Origin of the sequence: Bordetella hinzii LMG 13501, assembly GCF_001548475.1 — a bacterium.
GTDB classification, from domain to species: domain Bacteria; phylum Pseudomonadota; class Gammaproteobacteria; order Burkholderiales; family Burkholderiaceae_B; genus Bordetella; species Bordetella hinzii.
The window spans coordinates 24,496-40,283 of record NZ_LRUJ01000028.1 but is presented as its reverse complement, the minus strand read 5'-3'; the positions used below and the strand labels follow the sequence as shown (position 1 = coordinate 40,283).

Annotated in this window: 19 protein-coding genes; 9 read left to right on the top strand and 10 right to left on the bottom strand. The window is 66.9% G+C overall.

The window, feature by feature from the left end:
- Window positions 1-144: 144 nt before the first annotated feature.
- From AXA74_RS17080 to AXA74_RS17070, 3 genes are read left to right on the top strand one after another with little or no spacing between them, the layout of a single operon-like run.
- Complete coding sequence (locus AXA74_RS17080) at window positions 145-753, top strand: TetR/AcrR family transcriptional regulator (RefSeq protein ID WP_032978328.1); 609 nt, start codon at window positions 145-147, stop codon at window positions 751-753.
- The gene (locus tag AXA74_RS17075) at window positions 753-1,181 is read left to right on the top strand and encodes a PaaI family thioesterase (protein ID WP_029578785.1); all 429 of its coding nucleotides are present in this window, start codon (window positions 753-755) and stop codon (window positions 1,179-1,181) included. Before AXA74_RS17080 ends, AXA74_RS17075 begins: the two co-directional genes overlap by 1 nt.
- Window positions 1,178-1,594: an NAD(P)-binding domain-containing protein gene (locus AXA74_RS17070; protein ID WP_126623596.1), complete on the top strand. Its 417-nt coding sequence runs from the start codon at window positions 1,178-1,180 to the stop codon at window positions 1,592-1,594. Before AXA74_RS17075 ends, AXA74_RS17070 begins: the two co-directional genes overlap by 4 nt.
- On the opposite strand, the gene AXA74_RS17065 is transcribed toward AXA74_RS17070, so the two are convergent.
- Genes AXA74_RS17065 through AXA74_RS17050 form a run of 4 tightly spaced genes read right to left on the bottom strand, consistent with a single transcriptional unit; the run spans window position 1,560 to window position 5,007 of the window.
- A complete protein-coding gene (locus AXA74_RS17065; protein ID WP_029578787.1) occupies window positions 1,560-2,306 on the bottom strand; it encodes a phosphatase PAP2 family protein in 747 nt (248 codons plus the stop codon). The genes AXA74_RS17070 and AXA74_RS17065 overlap by 35 nt on opposite strands.
- A complete protein-coding gene (locus AXA74_RS17060) occupies window positions 2,303-3,133 on the bottom strand; it encodes a metallophosphoesterase family protein (RefSeq protein WP_029578788.1) in 831 nt (276 codons plus the stop codon). Before AXA74_RS17060 ends, AXA74_RS17065 begins: the two co-directional genes overlap by 4 nt.
- Window positions 3,130-4,071 (bottom strand): diacylglycerol/lipid kinase family protein, encoded by a 942-nt coding sequence (locus AXA74_RS17055; RefSeq protein WP_029578789.1) that lies wholly within the window; start codon window positions 4,069-4,071, stop codon window positions 3,130-3,132. The genes AXA74_RS17060 and AXA74_RS17055 overlap by 4 nt, the downstream gene beginning before the upstream one ends.
- A 39-nt stretch (window positions 4,072-4,110) precedes the next feature.
- Window positions 4,111-5,007, bottom strand: a complete 897-nt coding sequence (locus AXA74_RS17050; protein ID WP_029578790.1) for a LysR family transcriptional regulator — start codon at window positions 5,005-5,007, stop codon at window positions 4,111-4,113.
- 138 nt (window positions 5,008-5,145) lie between these two features.
- On the opposite strand from AXA74_RS17050, the gene AXA74_RS17045 reads away from it, so the two are divergent.
- From AXA74_RS17045 to AXA74_RS17035, 3 genes are read left to right on the top strand one after another with little or no spacing between them, the layout of a single operon-like run.
- Complete coding sequence (locus AXA74_RS17045; RefSeq protein ID WP_032978331.1) at window positions 5,146-6,054, top strand: NAD(P)-dependent oxidoreductase; 909 nt, start codon at window positions 5,146-5,148, stop codon at window positions 6,052-6,054.
- 36 nt (window positions 6,055-6,090) lie between these two features.
- Window positions 6,091-7,044: a Bug family tripartite tricarboxylate transporter substrate binding protein gene (locus AXA74_RS17040; RefSeq protein ID WP_032955334.1), complete on the top strand. Its 954-nt coding sequence runs from the start codon at window positions 6,091-6,093 to the stop codon at window positions 7,042-7,044.
- Between the two features lie 21 nt (window positions 7,045-7,065).
- Entirely contained in the window at window positions 7,066-7,644 is a 579-nt protein-coding gene (locus tag AXA74_RS17035; RefSeq protein ID WP_029578793.1) for an amino acid synthesis family protein, read from the top strand.
- A gap of 7 nt (window positions 7,645-7,651) precedes the next feature.
- Here the strand turns inward: AXA74_RS17035 and AXA74_RS17030 are convergent, their stop codons facing one another.
- Window positions 7,652-8,548 (bottom strand): LysR family transcriptional regulator, encoded by an 897-nt coding sequence (locus tag AXA74_RS17030; RefSeq protein WP_029578794.1) that lies wholly within the window; start codon window positions 8,546-8,548, stop codon window positions 7,652-7,654.
- A gap of 72 nt (window positions 8,549-8,620) precedes the next feature.
- Here AXA74_RS17030 and AXA74_RS23970 point away from each other — a divergent pair, with 72 nt between their 5' ends.
- A complete protein-coding gene (locus AXA74_RS23970; protein WP_029578795.1) occupies window positions 8,621-9,217 on the top strand; it encodes a winged helix-turn-helix transcriptional regulator in 597 nt (198 codons plus the stop codon).
- 12 nt (window positions 9,218-9,229) lie between these two features.
- Here the strand turns inward: AXA74_RS23970 and AXA74_RS17020 are convergent, their stop codons facing one another.
- The 3 genes from AXA74_RS17020 to AXA74_RS17010 are packed head-to-tail and all read right to left on the bottom strand — an operon-like array spanning window position 9,230 to window position 10,921.
- Window positions 9,230-9,517, bottom strand: a complete 288-nt coding sequence (locus AXA74_RS17020) for a SelT/SelW/SelH family protein (protein WP_029578796.1) — start codon at window positions 9,515-9,517, stop codon at window positions 9,230-9,232.
- Window positions 9,517-10,254, bottom strand: a complete 738-nt coding sequence (locus tag AXA74_RS17015; protein ID WP_029578797.1) for an ABC transporter substrate-binding protein — start codon at window positions 10,252-10,254, stop codon at window positions 9,517-9,519. The genes AXA74_RS17020 and AXA74_RS17015 overlap by 1 nt, the downstream gene beginning before the upstream one ends.
- Window positions 10,241-10,921 (bottom strand): FadR/GntR family transcriptional regulator, encoded by a 681-nt coding sequence (locus AXA74_RS17010; RefSeq protein ID WP_032978333.1) that lies wholly within the window; start codon window positions 10,919-10,921, stop codon window positions 10,241-10,243. Before AXA74_RS17010 ends, AXA74_RS17015 begins: the two co-directional genes overlap by 14 nt.
- Window positions 10,922-11,158: 237 nt before the next feature.
- On the opposite strand from AXA74_RS17010, the gene AXA74_RS17005 reads away from it, so the two are divergent.
- A complete protein-coding gene (locus tag AXA74_RS17005; RefSeq protein WP_032978336.1) occupies window positions 11,159-12,289 on the top strand; it encodes a C45 family autoproteolytic acyltransferase/hydolase in 1,131 nt (376 codons plus the stop codon).
- 25 nt (window positions 12,290-12,314) lie between these two features.
- A complete protein-coding gene (locus tag AXA74_RS17000; RefSeq protein WP_032978339.1) occupies window positions 12,315-13,859 on the top strand; it encodes an ABC transporter substrate-binding protein in 1,545 nt (514 codons plus the stop codon).
- Between the two features lie 28 nt (window positions 13,860-13,887).
- Here the strand turns inward: AXA74_RS17000 and AXA74_RS16995 are convergent, their stop codons facing one another.
- Window positions 13,888-14,595 (bottom strand): flagellar brake protein, encoded by a 708-nt coding sequence (locus tag AXA74_RS16995; protein ID WP_029578801.1) that lies wholly within the window; start codon window positions 14,593-14,595, stop codon window positions 13,888-13,890.
- Between the two features lie 163 nt (window positions 14,596-14,758).
- The gene (locus AXA74_RS16990; RefSeq protein ID WP_029578802.1) at window positions 14,759-15,781 is read right to left on the bottom strand and encodes a diguanylate cyclase; all 1,023 of its coding nucleotides are present in this window, start codon (window positions 15,779-15,781) and stop codon (window positions 14,759-14,761) included.
- Window positions 15,782-15,788 lie beyond the last annotated feature (7 nt).

The window sequence follows — 15,788 nt, the reverse complement described above, 5'->3', positions numbered from 1 at the left end:
TCCCCGTTAGCAAGACCGGCTCCGGGCTTACCCTTAGCCAGCACACCATGGGCGCTGCCGCGGGACCCCGCGGGCCGGCTAGTCAAATCCCGGCGTTTGAATAACAATGTTATTTAGCAAGAACATTGATATCCAAACGCGCCCATGAACGACTCCGCCCTCTCCCGCTCCGACCGCCTGGCCGCGCTCAAGCGCCAGATCATCCTGGATGCGGCCGAGCGCGTCTTCGCGCGCGACGGGCTGGAGCAGACCACGATACGGGCCATCGCCAAGGAGGCGGACTGCACCACGGGCGCCATCTACCCCTGGTTCGAGGGCAAGGAAGCCATTTACGGTGAACTGCTGCGGACCTCGCTGACGCGCCTGCTGGCCCACCTGGACGGGCAGTTGGCCCAGGCGCCGGCGCCGCGTGCCGCGCGGGCGGCCATCGAGGGCTTCTTCGCTTACTACGCCGACCGCCAGACCGAATTCTCGCTCGGCCTCTATCTGTATAGAGGCCTGCAGCCCCGGGGGCTGGGAAAGGAGATGGATGAGGCGCTCAACGCCCTGCTGCGCCAGGCCGTGGACCGGCTGGGCGCGGGCCTGGCCGCCAGCAAGGGCTGGGATGCCGCCCGGGTCCAGATCGAAGAAATGAACGTCTTTACGTATTTGATGGGCTTGCTGCTGCTGCATCACACCCGCCGCGTCAAATCCCTGCACCAGCGCGCAGAAACGCTGCTGGAGCACTATTGCCAAGTCTTGGAGCAATCCTGATGGACATACCGACCACGGGCGCGCGGGTCAGCGTGCCCGAGTTCCGCCAACTGCTGGCCGAGCAACACCCCTTCTCTCAGGTGCTGGGCATCGAGATCGAGGCGATCGGGCCGGGCACCGCCTTGCTGCGCCTGCCCCCCAGCCCCAGCCACCAGCGCCTGGGCGGCATCGTGGCCGGCCCCATGCTGATGGGCCTGGCCGACGTGGCCATGTATGCCGCGGTCGTCGGCGCCACCGGCCAGCCGCGCGCCGTCACCGCCAGCCTGACCATCAATTTTCTGCGCAAGACCCCGGCCGGCGCCGTCCTGGCCGATGCCCGGCTGCTGAAGGTGGGCCGCCTGACCGCCGGCGAAGTGACATTGCGCGCCGAGCACGGCGGCGAGCCCCTGGCCCATATTGTCAGCACCTGGTCGGTGCCCGCGCCATGATGGACACCGTCAGCATCATCGGGCTGGGCGAGGCGGGCACGCGCGCCGCGCGCCAGTTGCTGGCGCGGGATTGGGACGTGACGGTCTACGACCGCGACCCGGGGCGCGGCGAAGCCTTCCGCGGACAAGCCACGCTGGCCGGCAGCGCGGCCGAGGCGCTGCGGGAGTCGCGGCACATCATCCTGGCGCTGCCGGACCCGCGCGAGATCGACCGGGTGCTCAAACGCTATAGCGATGGCGCGGTCGGCGCGCCGCTGAAGGGCAAGCAAGTCCTTGATCTTTGCCCCCATCCGGGGGAATGGGGCCGGCTGTTGGCCCATGCCGTCCGGCAGGCCGGCGCGGATTACCGCCAGCCGGCGACTGGCGAACTGGCCGCCCTCATCGCCGGCGCAGCATCCGTTCGGTCAGCGTGACGCACAGCGCGAGCCAGAGGGCGCTGACCGCAAAGCCGGCCACCACGTCGCTCAGGTAATGGACCTGCAGGAGCACGCGGCTCACGCCGATGGCCGCCACCAGGGCCGCCGTCACGGCCACGCACAGGCCTTGCGAGCGCTCCGGCAACAGGCGCAGCAGCAGATAGCAGGCGAACCCGTAGACGGCCAGGGACGCCGAGGCGTGGCCGCTCGGAAAACTGAAGCCCGTGGGATGGCTGAAGCCATGGCCGAAGTCCGGCCGCACGCGCTGGAATGCATGCTTGAGCGTCCAGTTGAGGATGCCGCCGCCGGCGGTGGCCGCCGCCGCGCCCACGGCCAGCCACCAGCGCTGCCGCATGAGCAGACCCAGCACCATGAGCATGGCCAGCACCGTCAGCCAGCTGCGGTCTCCCAGGTGCGTGAACCATGACAGCAGCCACAGCAATTCAGTGGACATGGACAGGCTGAGGCCCCGCGCCAGCGCGGTATCGAAGGCAACCAGACTGCCGTCCTGCCGGACCGCCACGGCCAGCGCCAGGAACAGCACCACCATGCCCAGCGCAAAGCTGCCATACAAGGCGCTGCGCCGGCGTCCCGGCGCCTGGCCGCTCAGGGCCTGCCAGGACAGCCAGGCCAGGCCGGCGGCCAGCAGCGGCAGCCCGCAAAACCAATAATAGGGATGGACGGCTGCCCAGACTGCGAATTCATTCATTGCGAACCGGCCGTCAGGCCTTGTGTAAGAGGAAGCACCTGGCGCGAAAGCGCCAGCGGATGCGCGGCGACCTCCTGGAAACGGGAGAGCGCGGCATCGAAATCCCAGCGGCGCACCACACATTGCCCGGGAGCGTCATGATCGATCAGATTGACCGAATTGGGAATACCGCCGCGCACGCGCCAGGACAGGGCCGTGCCCGCCTGCACGCACCAGGCCTGCCGGCCCAGGCGGCCGGACAGGGGCACGACATAGGGTAGATGGATATGGCCGCCCAGGATGAGGTCGGCGCCGGCGTCCACCCAGGCGGGCACGGCGAACTCGCGGCCGATCAGCAGGTTGGCGGTATCGCTCTCCTCGACGGCGCGCACCGGATGATGCAGCAGCACGATGCGCAGCTGGGCATCGCGCGCGGCATGCAGGCGTTGCGCCACGCGCTGCACCTGGGCCGGCGTGACCTGGCCGTTCTTGCGCCGCGAGGGGCGCGTGCTGTTCACCCCGATGGCCAATACGCGCCCGTCCTCGAAAACCGGCTCGAGATTGACCCCCAGCGCCTGGCGATAATTGCCATAGGGATTGAACAGGCGCGCGGCCAGGTTGAACAGGGGAATATCGTGATTGCCAGGCACGGCCAGCACGGGCCGCTGCAGGCTTTGGACGAAACGGCGCGCCGCGGCGAACTGGCCCCGGCGTGCGCGCTGGGTGATATCGCCCCCCAGAAGCACCAGATCGGGCCGGCAGGCCTGGACCAGGTCCTGCAAGGCGCGCTCGACCTCCTCGGGCACGGTGCCGAAATGTGTATCGGAGAGATGCAGCACCCGGGTCATGCCGGCTCCACGCGGTGCTCTTCGGCCGGGACCAGCAACATGAGCGGCTCGGGAGACACCTCGAAACGCAAGGGCGTATCCAGCCAGCAGATCTCGCCATCCATGGCCACCTTGACACGCCGGCGCCGCAGGCCGACCGTCAGCCGCTTGAAGGCGAAGCTGCTGACCTGCTCGGCCTCGCCCAGGCGGCTCATCAGCCCCCTGAGCAAAAGTCCGTAAAGCGCCCAGGTGCCGACCGGGCGCAGCGTCATGGCAAGCAGCTTGCCCTCGTCCAGCGCATCGGCCTGGGCCATGCCGATCTGGCGCAGCTGCAAGGCATTGTTGCCCACCACCAGCGTGGGCGTGCGCAGACGCTGCCCGCCATACTCCAGCGTGAGGTCAAGCTGGCTTCTGTGCCGCCACAGCGTCACCAGCCCCGAGAGCAAGGCCACCCAGCGGCGGCGGCCGAAGCGGTTCTTGTAGGCCTCGCGGTCCTGCAGCAGCTGCGGATACAGCCCCAGGCTGGCGTTGACCAGGAACAGCCGCCCGTTCACCAGGCCGACCTGCACTGCCCGCGGCCGGGCGCTCAGCAAGGCCTTGACCGCCTGGGCCGTATCCTGGGAAATGCCGTAGGCGCGGCCAAAGTAATTGAACGTGCCTTGGGGCAGGATCCCAAAGGGCACGCCGCTGCCCAGCACGGCGGCGGCCACGGCATTGAGCGTGCCATCGCCGCCGGCGGCCACCACCACGCCGCCCTGCTCGCGCGCCCGCGCCACCACGTCGCGCGCAATGCCGCCCAGGCGGCGCGCATCATGCACCGGATGGATGACATGCTGGCGGCCCGCCGCCTGCAGCGCGTCCCGGATGATGGTTTGCCCGTCATCATCGCGGCCCGAGCCCGTATTGATGATGATGTGCAGGATTTCGTGCCCAGCCAGGGCCGTCGGGGGAGGACTCATGGCCCCGAAGATAGCCCATGGGCGGATCGCCGGGCAAGGTCAGCCGGACACCTGCTGGGCGTGCGCCTTGAGCATGCGGACAAAGCGCTGGACATGGCGGCTGGGCCGCTCGAAACGCGAGCGCACCAGGCTCAGGGCCAGCGGAATGGGTTCGCGCAAGGGCCGCACCGCGATGCCCGGCCAGCCCTTGCCGCCCACCGAGAACTCATCGACGATGCCCACGCCCGCGCCGTTGCCCACCAGCGCGCAGGCCAGCTCGGCGCGCACGATGTCCACGGCGGGCCGCCAGGCGATGCCGGCGCGCTGGAAGGCCGCCGCTACCAGCTGGCCGAACGGAATGTTGCGGTTGTAGAGCACCAGGCGTTCGCGCGCCAGCTCCTGCAGGCCAACCGTTTCCTGGGCCGCCAGGGGATGGCCGGCCGGCAGGATGCACACCATCCTGCCCGACGCGAAAGGCTCAACCACGAGATTGGGATGATCGATGGGCAGCACGGACACGGCCAGCTCCACCTTGCGCCCCAGCAGCTCGTGCGCCATATCGGACAGCAAGGTGGTGTGGTATTTCACGCGCACATCCGGGTGCTCGCCGATATAGCGGGCGATGACGGGCGGCAGGAAATTCAAGGCCAGGCTGGGGCTGGAGCAGAGATTGAGCGCGCCTTCGGGGCGCGTGGCCAGGTCGCGGGCCAGCTCGTCGATGCGCAGGGCTTCGTCGAACAGCGGACCGATTTCCTGGAACAGCCGGTGGGCCTCGGGCGTGGGCGTGAGCTTGCCCTTGTCGCGCTCGAACAGTTGCAGGCCCAGTGTCTGCTCGGCATGGCTGATCAGCCGGCTGACAGCGGGCTGGGAGACAAACAGCAGACGCGCTGCGCCATTCATGGAGCCGGTCAGCATGACGGCCCGGAACGCCTCCATCTGCCTGAGTTTGAACCGCATCGGCCGTGCATCCTAGGGTAAGTCAATAATGAAAAGTTATAACCCGGATCCAAGTTCGCATTACCTTTCTTTCTTGCCGGCTGGTTAGGATTTTTGTTTCTTTCCGGAAGACTCCGGGGATTTCGATAAGGAAGATGCATGAATCGGAAACTGGGCTTTGTCGGCTTGGGCATGATGGGCCTTCCCATGCTGGAAAACCTGGCTCGGGACGAGCGCTGGACCATCCTGGCGTATGACAGCGCCGAAGCGCCCTTTGAGCGCCTGGCCGGACACCCGGCCTGGCATACGCGGCTCGCGCGCGCCGCCAGCCTCGCGGCGCTGGCTGATTGCGATACCGTCATCACCATGCTGCCGAACAGCCCCATCACCAATACCGTGGTGCTGGGCGAGGCGGGCCAGGCCGGGCTGGCCGAGGTGCTGCGCCCCGGCGCGCTGCTGATCGACATGGGCTCCTCCAATCCGGCCGAGACGCTGCGCCTGGCCCAGGCCCTCGCCGACCGCGGGCTGGCCATGCTGGATGCTCCGGTCTCCGGCGCGGTGGCCAAGGCGGCCAATGGCACATTGGCCATCATGGCGGGCGGGAAAGAGGCCGACCTCGAACGGGCCCGCCCCATCCTGCAATGCATGGGCGCGACCATCATCCACACCGGCGCGGTGGCCTCGGCCCATGCCATGAAGGCGCTGAACAACTACGTCTACGCGGCCGGCCTGCTGGCCGTCTCCGAGGCCCTGGCCATCGCCCGGCGCATGGACCTGGACCCGGACATCCTGGCCGACGTGCTCAATGCGTCGAGCGGCCGCAATGTGGCCACCGAGACCAAGCTCAAGCAATTCATCATCCCCGAGACCTACAACGGCGGCTTCGCGCTGGCCTTGATGGCCAAGGACCTGGACACGGCGCAATCGCTGCAAGCGCTCACGGGGATGGAGGCACGCCAGCTGTCCTTGTGCGCCGGGCTCTGGAAGGCCGCCCTGGCGCATCTGCCGGCCGGCAGCGACAACACCGCCATCCATCGCTATCTGGAGCAGGGCAGTCCCGGCGCCTGATCCGCGACATCACGACAAAGACAAAGGAGACAATCCATGAGCAAGACCTTGCTCGCCCTCGTGCTGGGCATGAGCCTGGCCACGACGGCCGCGGCCGCCTATCCGGACAGGCCGATACGCATGATGGTGCCCTTCCCGCCTGGCAGCATCACCGATGTGGTCGCGCGCAGCCTCGGCCAGGGCATGTCGGCGCAGCTGGGCCAGCCGGTGGTCGTGGAAAACAAGCCCGGCGCCAATGGCATCATCGGCACCAATGATGTCGCCCGCGCCAAACCCGACGGCTATACGCTGGTCGTGGTCGGCGTCTCGACGGCCGCCAGCGGCGTTAGCCTCTTCAAGGACCTGCCCTATGATCCGGCGCGCGATCTCACGCCCATCGGCGCGGTGGCCGAGACCCCTTATCTGCTGGTGGGCGGCCATGGCGTGGCGGGCGCCAACGTGGGCGAACTATTCGCCTACGGGCGCCAGCACCCGGGCAAGCTGACCTATGCCTATGGCTCCGGCAGCGCCCAGGTGTTTGGCGCCAAGCTGGCCGCCATGGGCAATATGACAGTCACGCCCGTACCCTATCGCGGCGGCCCCCAGGCCTTGACCGATGTCATCGGCGGCACCGTGGACCTGACGTTTACCGACCTGGCCAATGGCCTGCAGCAGGCGCGCGCCGGCAAGGTCAAGGTTTATGGCGTGAGCACGCCCGAGCGCTTTGCCCTCACCCCGGACATTCCCACCCTGAACGAAAGCGGTGCGCCCGGCTTTGACCTGACCGTGTGGTTCGGGCTGATGGGCCCGGCCGGATTGCCGCCGGACATCACCGGAAAACTGGCGCGCGCGCTGGACGCCGCCCTGGCTTCCGACGCGCTGCGCGAGGCCTATGCGCGCCAGGGCCTGAGCGTGAAGACGCAAAGCCCGGCGGAATTCGGCGCCTTTGTGCGCAGCGAAATCGACAAATGGTCCGGCATCGTCAAAGAAGCCGGCATCCCGCCCCAGTAACCCACTCCAAGGACTCAAGCCATGTCATTGATCGACATCCGCAAGCGCACCCTCATCGTCGAGACGACCTACCATGAAAACGGCCCGCCCCCGGCCCAGCCGCTGAAGCTGGCCGCGTCCTGCGCGGTCATCCGCAATCCCTACGCCGGCCGCTACGAGCCGGACCTCATGCCCTTCATGGCGGAACTGCGCTCGCTGGGCACCCTGCTGGCGACCGAATTGGTCGACACCCTGGGCAAGGAACATATCGAGGTCTACAGCAAGGCCGCCATCGTGGGGATCAACGGCGAAATGGAGCACGGCGCAGTCTGGCACGAGGCTGGCGGCTGGGCCATGCGCACCGTGCTGGGCGAACCGAAGGCCATGGTGCCGGCCGTCAAGGCGGTGGCCTCGGCCGGCTATCGCCTCATGGTGCCGGTGCACTATATCCATGCCTCTTACGTGCGCAGCCACTTCAACAGCATCGAGATCGGCATCCAGGATGCGCCGCGACCGGATGAAATCCTGTTCGCCTTGGTCATGGGCACGGGCGGCCGCGTGCATTCGCGCCTCGGCGGCCTGACCAAGGAAGCCGTCGCCGTGCACGACGGCCAGCGCTGAGGCGGGATCAGGGCAGGCGGCAGCGCGCGGAAAAATCCACCGCGCGCATGACCTCGGTGCGCATTTTTTCGACCAGCACCCGGCTGTCATCGCGCCGGTACTGGAAGGCGTACGGCAAGGCGCCAGGCGCCGGATCGCTGGCGAGAATGCGCAGGCTGCCCTCTTGTTCGAGCGCCTGGGCCCAGTGCACCGGCAGCAGCCCCACGCCGGTGCCCTCGACCAGCATGCCCACGATGGCGCCCCAGTTATTGCAGTGCAGGCGGTGCTCGGCCTCGGCCAACGTGCCCTGCCACGCTTGCAGCAGGCGGCTGGTGCCCGCGCCCTCGGGCAGGGACACCAGGGGACATTGGTGCAACAACTCGGGCGTGACATGCGTGGCCTGGCCGACGGCGCGCGGCGCCCCCACCCAGACAAATCGCGCCTCGCCGACGGGCACCGAGGCGATTCCGGCACGGGAAGACCGGCCCGCGATGACGGCGAAGTCCAGTTCGCCGTCGGCCACCTTGCGTTCCAGCACCTGGCCCACATCGACATAGGGCTCCAGCGCCAAGGAAGGGTAATCCTGGCGTACGCGGCCGATCAGGGCGGGCAGCCAGGTCAGCGCGCTCAGCTCTCCCACGCCGAAGCGGCAGCGTCCGGCCAGCGCGTCGCGCACGGCCATGGAAGCGCGGATGCGGTCGGCCGCGCCCAGGAGCTCGCGCGCCTGCGGCACCAGGCGGTCGCCGGCGGCGGTCAGCGCGGCGCGATGCCCGCTGCGGTCGAACAACACCTGCCCGAGATCCTCTTCCAATTCGGCAATGCGCTTGGAAAGCGAAGACACGGAAAGGTGCAGCCGCTGCGCGGCCACGGCGAAGCTGGCGCAGGTCGCCGCCCAGTAGAAGGCTTCGAGTTGCTTGAGAGTCATGGATGGCGGTCAGGATGCCCCCGCGGGCGGACCGCCTTATTATTACCGCTTGCCGGCACACCCGACGACCTCATGACGAGCAAGCGAAAATACGAAAGCGATGGCGGAGCGGCCCGCGCCCTGGACGCCGTGGGCGAACGCTGGGCCCTGCTCGTGGTGCGCGAGCTACTGCCCGGGCCACGGCGGTTCACCGAATTGCGGCGCGGCCTGCCAGGCATCAGCGCCAATGTCCTGACGCAGCGCCTGACAGAACTGGAAGCCGCCGGCGTGCTGCGCCGCTTGCGCCTGCCGCCGCCGGCGGCGGCCTGGATGTATGAGCTGACCGACCATGGGCGCGCCCTCGATGGCCTGTTGCTGGCCCTGGAGCGATGGGGCGGCTGCACGCCAGCGGCCGGCCCCGACGCCATGATGCTGACGCTGCGCGCGCGCTTTCGCCCGCCCGCCCAGGCCGGCCAGGCCGAACTGGTGCTCGACGGCCAGGCCTATCAATTGCGCTGGGATGCCCAGGGCCTGCAAGCGCGGCGCGGCCCCTTGCCGGCGGCCCGGCTCAGCCTGCGCGGCTCGCGCGCCGATCTGCTGGCCGCCCTGGACGGCGAAGCCGGCGCCTTGCAGATCGATGGGGATGCGCGCGCCGCGCGAACCCTGCTGGACTGCCTCGCGGGGACGTGAAGCCCCTGCCCCTCAGGAGGCGCCGTGTTTGTCGATATGGCCCAGGTCACGGCCCGGGTCCAGGCGGTCGCGCACGCGCTGCTTGAGGGTCTTGGCGTCAGGAAAACCGCCGTCGGCCTTGCGGTCCCACAAGGTTTGACCCTCATACTCGATGCGAAAGACTCCACCCGTGCCCGGCACCAGGGCCACCTCGGCCAGGTCGGTGCCGAAGGTGGACAGCAGCTCCTGGGCCATCCAGGCGGCCCGCAGCAGCCATTGGCACTGCGTGCAGTAATGGATGCACAACCGGGGGGCGGGCATCAGCGGTCCCCGGGCCCGGCCACGGCCGCGCCTTCGATGCCGTGGCGTTGCAGGGCGGCGGCCACGAAGCCGGTCGCCTTCATCTGTTCCACAAAGGAAGCCAGATAGGCGTGGGCCGCCTGGCCACGCGACTTGGGCAGGCCCATGGCTTGGCGGATCAGCATGAAATGCCCTTCCAACATGCGCAGGCCGCCGAGGCGGCGGGCGTCGGCTTGCAGCTGCTGGCGCACGCCGGCCGCGACGTCGGCGCCTTGCGCGAGAAAGGTCTCGACCACGGCCGGCGAGGTCGGCGCGCGCGCGATGCTCGCATGGCGCAGTTCGCGGCTCAGGTAGAGATCATAGGCGCTGCCCTTGCCCACCATCACGGTCAGTCCTTCGCGATCGACGTCCTCGCGCGAAGCCACGGGAGAGTCTTCGCGCACCAGGTAGGCGCCTTCGATGATGACATAGGGGTGGGTGAAGGCGATCTGTTCACCGCGCTTGGGATCGATGGCGAAAAAGCCGATATCGGCCTTTTCGGCAGCCACGGCCTCGACCGATTCGCCCGCCGAGGCAAACACCACCAGATCCAGCTCGGCCTCCAGCCGCTTGGCGAACTCGCGGGCCAGGTCCACCGACACGCCGGCCGCGCCGGCCTGTTCGTCCCGGCGCGCCAATATCGGGTTGCCCACGTTGATCGATGCGCGCAGCTTGCCTTCGCGCAGAAAGGCCGCGCGTATCTTGTCATCCAGCTTCATCCTGTTTTCTCCTTGCTCGACCCGGCTCTTGATCGGCCAGGCTGCTAAGCGTACTGCGTAAATGACTGGCCATGAGGCGCGAGGCCGCTTCGCCGCGCCCCTGCTCCAGCAGGTCCAGCACCGCCAGGCGTTGCTCGCTGCGCTCGCGCCAGTGCGGGTCCTCGATATCCCGCGGACGATGGGCGCGGTTCAGGCGCCGGATGGTGTCAGTGAAGTAAGGATTATCCGCCGCATCGGTCAGGGCCTCCTGGAAGTCCAGCTCCTGCTGCGCCCGCGCCGCGCTGCTGGCGGCTTGCAGCCTCGCCTCGGCGGCGCGCAGGCGCCGGATCACGGCCGGCGCAAGGCGGTAGCCCGGCTCCAGCATGGCCGCCGGCACCACGGCCAGGCGCAGGCGAAAGGGCTGCTGCAGGCTCCCGGCCCGCGCCGCCGGCGCGGTGTGCCACAAGGCGACGCCGGGATCCGGCAGATGATCGACGTAATAGCCGCGATGCGGCTGGCGGCGCAACCAGCCGCGCTCGGCGAGAACGGCCAGGGCCTGGCTGACCGGTGACCGCGACACGCCGAGAAGATCGGCCAGCTGCTGGGCCGGCAAATGCGTGCCCGCCGGCGGGCGGCTCTGCTCCAGCCATTGCACCAAGCGCGCCAGGATGACATTGGAATTCGTCAATAACCCCCCATCCGCCGGGCTTTGAAATGACACCTTTCATAGGATAGCTGGGTTTCCTTGCATTAGTTCAGCAGTTCTAGACAAAATCTATCATGTCTTTTTACCAATAAAAGTACAATTCATGAGGGTACTGAAGCCCGGGCGGTACTGAGGAAAACCCTTGGAAAAATTGGCGCCAAAATAGGCTAATATTTTTTCGCTTCCGTTCCCCTCTTGTTTCCGCTTCGGCGTTCCTTCATGGCAAAGATCGAGCAGTTTCCCTTTATTTCCGTCTCCGGCACCCCGGAAGAACGCGGCCGCGCCTATGGCCGGCAGGCCGCCGCGCGCGTGCGAAAAAGTGCCGCGCTCTATGGCCAGACCCTGGTCGACCTGGGCTATGACGGCCCGGCGCGCAGCCGGCTGATTGGTGGTTTTGTTTCCGAAATCGAACACTTTGCGCCGCATTACATCGAAGAAATGCGCGGCATCGCCGCCGGCGCCGAGCTGCCCTTCGAAGACATCGTCATGATCAACGCGCGCACCGAGGTCGTCGCCAAGGCACGCGCGGAGAAGAAAAAAATTACCGAACTCGATGGCTGCACCGGCGCCCTGGTGCTGCCCGAGCGTTCCGCCAGCGGCAATCTCATCCATGGCCAGAATTGGGATTGGCGCGCCGAGTGCGCCGAAACCTCGGTCGTGCTGCGCGTGCGCAACGACAATGGCCCCGACTTTTTGACTTTCGTCGAGGCCGGGGGACTGTCGCGCTCGGGCTTCAACAGCGCGGGCATCTCCATCACCGCCAACTATCTGGAAAGCGAACGCGACTTCACGCAGCTGGGCGTGCCGCTGTCACTCATCCGCCGCAAGGTGCTGGAGCAAGAGCATTTCGCCCTGGCGATCAAGGCGGTGGCCACCACGGCAAAATCGTGTTCGAACAACATCATGATCGGCATGGCCCAGGGATTCGGCATCGACTATGAATGCACCACCAACGAGGCCTTCCCCATCTACCCGGGCTCGGACGGTCTGATCGTGCACGCCAACCATTGGGTCAGCGATGTCGCGCTGGGCAAGCTGCGCGACACGGGCCGCGGCTCCACGCCCGACAGCGCCTATCGCGACTGGCGCGTGCGCAAGCTGCTGAACCAGAATGAAAAAATCACCCGCGAGGACATGAAGCGTGCCTTCTTCGATGATTTTGCCAAGCCCTATTCGGTGTGCCGCCCGCCGCGCCCGGGCAGCCATGACAACATCTCGGCCACGGTGGCCATGGTCATCATGGAGCCGGCCGCCGGTGTCATGGAAGTCGCGCCGCTGCCGGCCCTGAACCGCGTTTTCACCCGCTACAGCCTGAAGGACGAGCCGCAAGTGCTGCCGGCCTTCGCCTGACATCCCCTCTCACTCCGGACCCGATATGACATTGCACCGATTGGCCGCCGCGCTGACGCTGGCCACGCTCGCGGCCCCCGTCCTGGCCGCCCAGCCCCTGCGCATCTCGTTCACCGCCGATATCCGTTCCACCGAACCCGGCGTCAACCGGGACAGCAACAGCGATGCCGTCGTGCCCCACATCGTGGAGGGCCTGGTGGCCTATGGCGAGGACGCGGAGATCCGGCCGCTGCTGGCCAAATCGGTGGATGTCAGCGCCGACGGAAAAACCTATACCTTCAAGCTGCGCGAAGGGGTGACTTTCCACAACGGCGAACGCCTCAGTTCGGCCGACGTGCTGTGGACCTGGCAGCACTACATGCGGCCGGATTCCGGCTGGCGTTGCGTGAGCGAGTTCGATGGCCGGGGCCCGGCCAAAGTCGAAAGCGTGACCGCGCCCGACGCCCACACGGTGGTGTTCACCCTGGACAAGCCCAATGGCCTGTTCCTGGGCACGCTGGCTCGCTCGGATTGCGGCGGCACCGGCATCCTGAACAAGGCTTCGGTCAAGGCCGACGGCAGTTGGGACAAGCCCATCGGCACGGGTCCTTTCCGGCTGGCCGAATGGAAACGCGGGGAGTACGTCAGCCTGACGCGCTTTGCCGAGTATGCCAACCTGGGCGGCAAGCGCGACGGCTACACCGGCTCCAAGCGCCCCCTGGTCGATGAAGTGCGCTTTGTCATCGTGCCGGACGACTCGACCGCCAAGACGGCATTGCTGCGCGGCGACATCGACGTCATCGAAGACCTGTCGTACAACGATGTCCCGGTGCTGAAGAAGGAACCCGGGGTCAAGGTGGCGTATGCGCCGGTGATGAGCATGACCGGCGTGCTGATGCAGACGCGCGATCCGCTGCTATCCAACCTCAAGCTGCGCGAGGCCATTGCCCACGCGATCGACTACCCCCAGCTCGCCGCCGCGGTGACCGAGGGGCTGGCCGAGGCCAACAACTCGGTCGTGCCGCTGGCCTCGCCCTACTATGGCGCCGTGCAGAAGCAAGGCTGGAAATACGACCCCGCGCTGGCGCAGAAGCTGGTGGCCGAATCCGGCTATCGCGGCCAGGAAATCAGCCTGATGGCGACCAAACGCTATCCACAGTCATATAACTCCGCGGTGCTGGTGCAGGCCATGCTGCAGGCCGTGGGCATCAAGGTCAAGCTGGAAACCATGGAGTGGGCCACGCAATTGGACCGCTACAACGCCGGCAAATACCAGATGATGACCTTCCCGTATTCGGCTCGCCTGGATGCGGCGCTGAACTACGAGATGCTGACCGGCGACAAGGACAAGCAGCCGCGCAAACTCTGGGACAATCCCAAGGCCGTCGACTTGGTGGCGCAAGCTTCACAGGCCACGGATCGTGCCGAGCGCCAGCGCCTGTTCGATGAGCTGCACACGCTCTTCCTGGCCGATGTCCCGTCCATCCCGATCTACAACGGCCTGGACGTGGGGGCTTTCCGCAGCAATGTGAAGGGCTACACGCCCTGGGCGGTGAAAAAGCCGCGCGCCTGGGAAGTCGAGAAAGACTGACGAGCGGACAGGGCGGCGCCCGCCGCCCTCAATTGCCGCGCTGGCGCGCGATCATGGCGCGTTGCAGCGTATTGACATAGGACTGGATACGAATGCGGATGCTGTTCTCCAGGTCCACGAAGGTACAGCCGATACGGCGCAGTATCTTGCCCTTGCCGGCATCCTGGTCGGCGTGATGCACCACCCTCACTGTGAGGGCGAAGGCGCCGATCTCCGGCAGGCTGAGCACGCCGTCATATTCGGCGCCCGGCGTCGTATCCATCTGCTGCTCGACATCGTTCAAGGCCAGCCCGGTCGAACTGATGTCCTTGACAGGCAGCGTCAGGCGGCGGCCGGCCATGGACCAGGTGGCGGGCTTGAGCACCGGCACTTCGATACGGAAAGAATCGCGCCGCTGCATGCGTGAGATCGCCGAAGGCAGCGGCATGCGCAGCGCCGGACGGCCGTCGAATTGCACCGGCGCGATCTCGCTACCCGAAAACGACACGCGGATGTTGTCCAGCGAAGTCTCGAACGAAACGCGCTCGCCCGCGGCGATGCGCTCGTTGACACTGCTTTCCTGGGCCGCATCGAGCAGTATCTCGCCGCGGTCCGCGTCCACGGCCAGCAAGGAGGTGACGCTATTGATCGGGCGGCCCGGCACATGCATGAACACCAGTGACTGCCGCTGCATGATGGTCAGCAGCAGATGCACGATTTCGAGACGTCCCGTGACCAGATAGTCTTCGTGGTCCATAGCTTTGTGTCGAGGGCGGGCCAGCCCTGCGAGTCTGCCCTTCAGGTGTGACAATTTAACTTGCCAATTTACCAGAAATTACACTTTCTCGCGCAGGTATCCGGCCCCAAAAAAGCCATGCCCGGGGCGAAATCGCCGAGCCGCCCGTCCCCAGGCTGGTGTTTCAGCCGTCTGGCGCCTGGACCACCCGGTTGCGGCCCTGCCGCTTGGCCTCGTACAGGCCCCGGTCGGCTTGCTCGATCAGATCGGTATAAGGGCGGTCGGATGCGGGCACCAGGGTCGAGACGCCGAGGCTGACCGTCAGCCACGGGCCGGTGCCGCCTTCGGCATGGGGAATCTGCAAGGCCTCGACATTGCGGCGCAGCTTCTCCGCCGTCAGGCGGGCGCTGCCGGCCGTCTTGCCGGGCAGCACCATGGCAAACTCCTCGCCGCCGAAACGCGCCGCCAGGTCGCTGGAGCGGTCACAGCAGGCAAAGATCGTGCCGGCCACCCGCTTCAAGGCTTCATCGCCGGCAATATGCCCGTAAAGATCATTGAACAGCTTGAAATGGTCGACGTCGATCATCAGCAAGCTGAGTTCACGCTGCTCGCGGTGCGCCCGCGCCCACTCGGCGGCCAGGTACTCGTCCAGGTAGCGCCGGTTGCCCAGGCCGGTCAGGCCATCGGAATTGGTGAGCCGGCGCAACTCCATATTGCTTTCGAGCAACTGCTGCTGGCTTTGCCGCAAAGCCTGGTAAGCCTCGTCGCGCTGGACCAGCGCCAGATACGAGCGGGAGTGATAGCGCAGGCGCGCGACCAGCTCGATCGCATCGGGCAGCTTGACCAGGTAGTCATTGGCCCCGGAAGCAAATGCGGCGCTCTTGACGACCGGATCCTCGCGTGTGGACAGGACGATGATGGGGATGTCCTTCGTCACCGGGTGAGCCCGGTATGCCTGCACCAGGGTCAGGCCATCCACGCCGGGCAGCACCAGATCCTGCAGGATGACCGTGGGCCGCATCTGCACCGCGGTCTTGAGGGCCTCGGCCGGGTCCGAACAATAGTGGAACTCGATGTCCGGCTCGGAGGCCAGCGCCCGCCGTATGGCCTCGCCGACCATGACCTGGTCATCGACCAGCAGCACCATGGCGCCATGATGCAACGCGATTCCCGCGGGAAGAAGGTCTGCTGCACGGTGGGCTTGCATGGCTCTG

Coding starts and splice junctions, on each gene's coding strand:
- AXA74_RS17075 (WP_029578785.1), top strand. CDS start 753: ATGGACATACCGACCACGGGCGCGCGGGTCAGCGTGCCCGAGTTCCGC.
- AXA74_RS17015 (WP_029578797.1), bottom strand. CDS start 10,254: ATGAAGCTGGATGACAAGATACGCGCGGCCTTTCTGCGCGAAGGCAAG.
- AXA74_RS17080 (WP_032978328.1), top strand. CDS start 145: ATGAACGACTCCGCCCTCTCCCGCTCCGACCGCCTGGCCGCGCTCAAG.
- AXA74_RS17020 (WP_029578796.1), bottom strand. CDS start 9,517: ATGCCCGCCCCCCGGTTGTGCATCCATTACTGCACGCAGTGCCAATGG.
- AXA74_RS17035 (WP_029578793.1), top strand. CDS start 7,066: ATGTCATTGATCGACATCCGCAAGCGCACCCTCATCGTCGAGACGACC.
- AXA74_RS16995 (WP_029578801.1), bottom strand. CDS start 14,595: ATGGACCACGAAGACTATCTGGTCACGGGACGTCTCGAAATCGTGCAT.
- AXA74_RS17030 (WP_029578794.1), bottom strand. CDS start 8,548: ATGACTCTCAAGCAACTCGAAGCCTTCTACTGGGCGGCGACCTGCGCC.
- AXA74_RS17045 (WP_032978331.1), top strand. CDS start 5,146: ATGAATCGGAAACTGGGCTTTGTCGGCTTGGGCATGATGGGCCTTCCC.
- AXA74_RS23970 (WP_029578795.1), top strand. CDS start 8,621: ATGACGAGCAAGCGAAAATACGAAAGCGATGGCGGAGCGGCCCGCGCC.
- AXA74_RS17050 (WP_029578790.1), bottom strand. CDS start 5,007: ATGCGGTTCAAACTCAGGCAGATGGAGGCGTTCCGGGCCGTCATGCTG.
- AXA74_RS16990 (WP_029578802.1), bottom strand. CDS start 15,781: ATGCAAGCCCACCGTGCAGCAGACCTTCTTCCCGCGGGAATCGCGTTG.
- AXA74_RS17040 (WP_032955334.1), top strand. CDS start 6,091: ATGAGCAAGACCTTGCTCGCCCTCGTGCTGGGCATGAGCCTGGCCACG.
- AXA74_RS17055 (WP_029578789.1), bottom strand. CDS start 4,071: ATGAGTCCTCCCCCGACGGCCCTGGCTGGGCACGAAATCCTGCACATC.
- AXA74_RS17065 (WP_029578787.1), bottom strand. CDS start 2,306: ATGAATGAATTCGCAGTCTGGGCAGCCGTCCATCCCTATTATTGGTTT.
- AXA74_RS17070 (WP_126623596.1), top strand. CDS start 1,178: ATGATGGACACCGTCAGCATCATCGGGCTGGGCGAGGCGGGCACGCGC.
- AXA74_RS17000 (WP_032978339.1), top strand. CDS start 12,315: ATGACATTGCACCGATTGGCCGCCGCGCTGACGCTGGCCACGCTCGCG.
- AXA74_RS17005 (WP_032978336.1), top strand. CDS start 11,159: ATGGCAAAGATCGAGCAGTTTCCCTTTATTTCCGTCTCCGGCACCCCG.
- AXA74_RS17060 (WP_029578788.1), bottom strand. CDS start 3,133: ATGACCCGGGTGCTGCATCTCTCCGATACACATTTCGGCACCGTGCCC.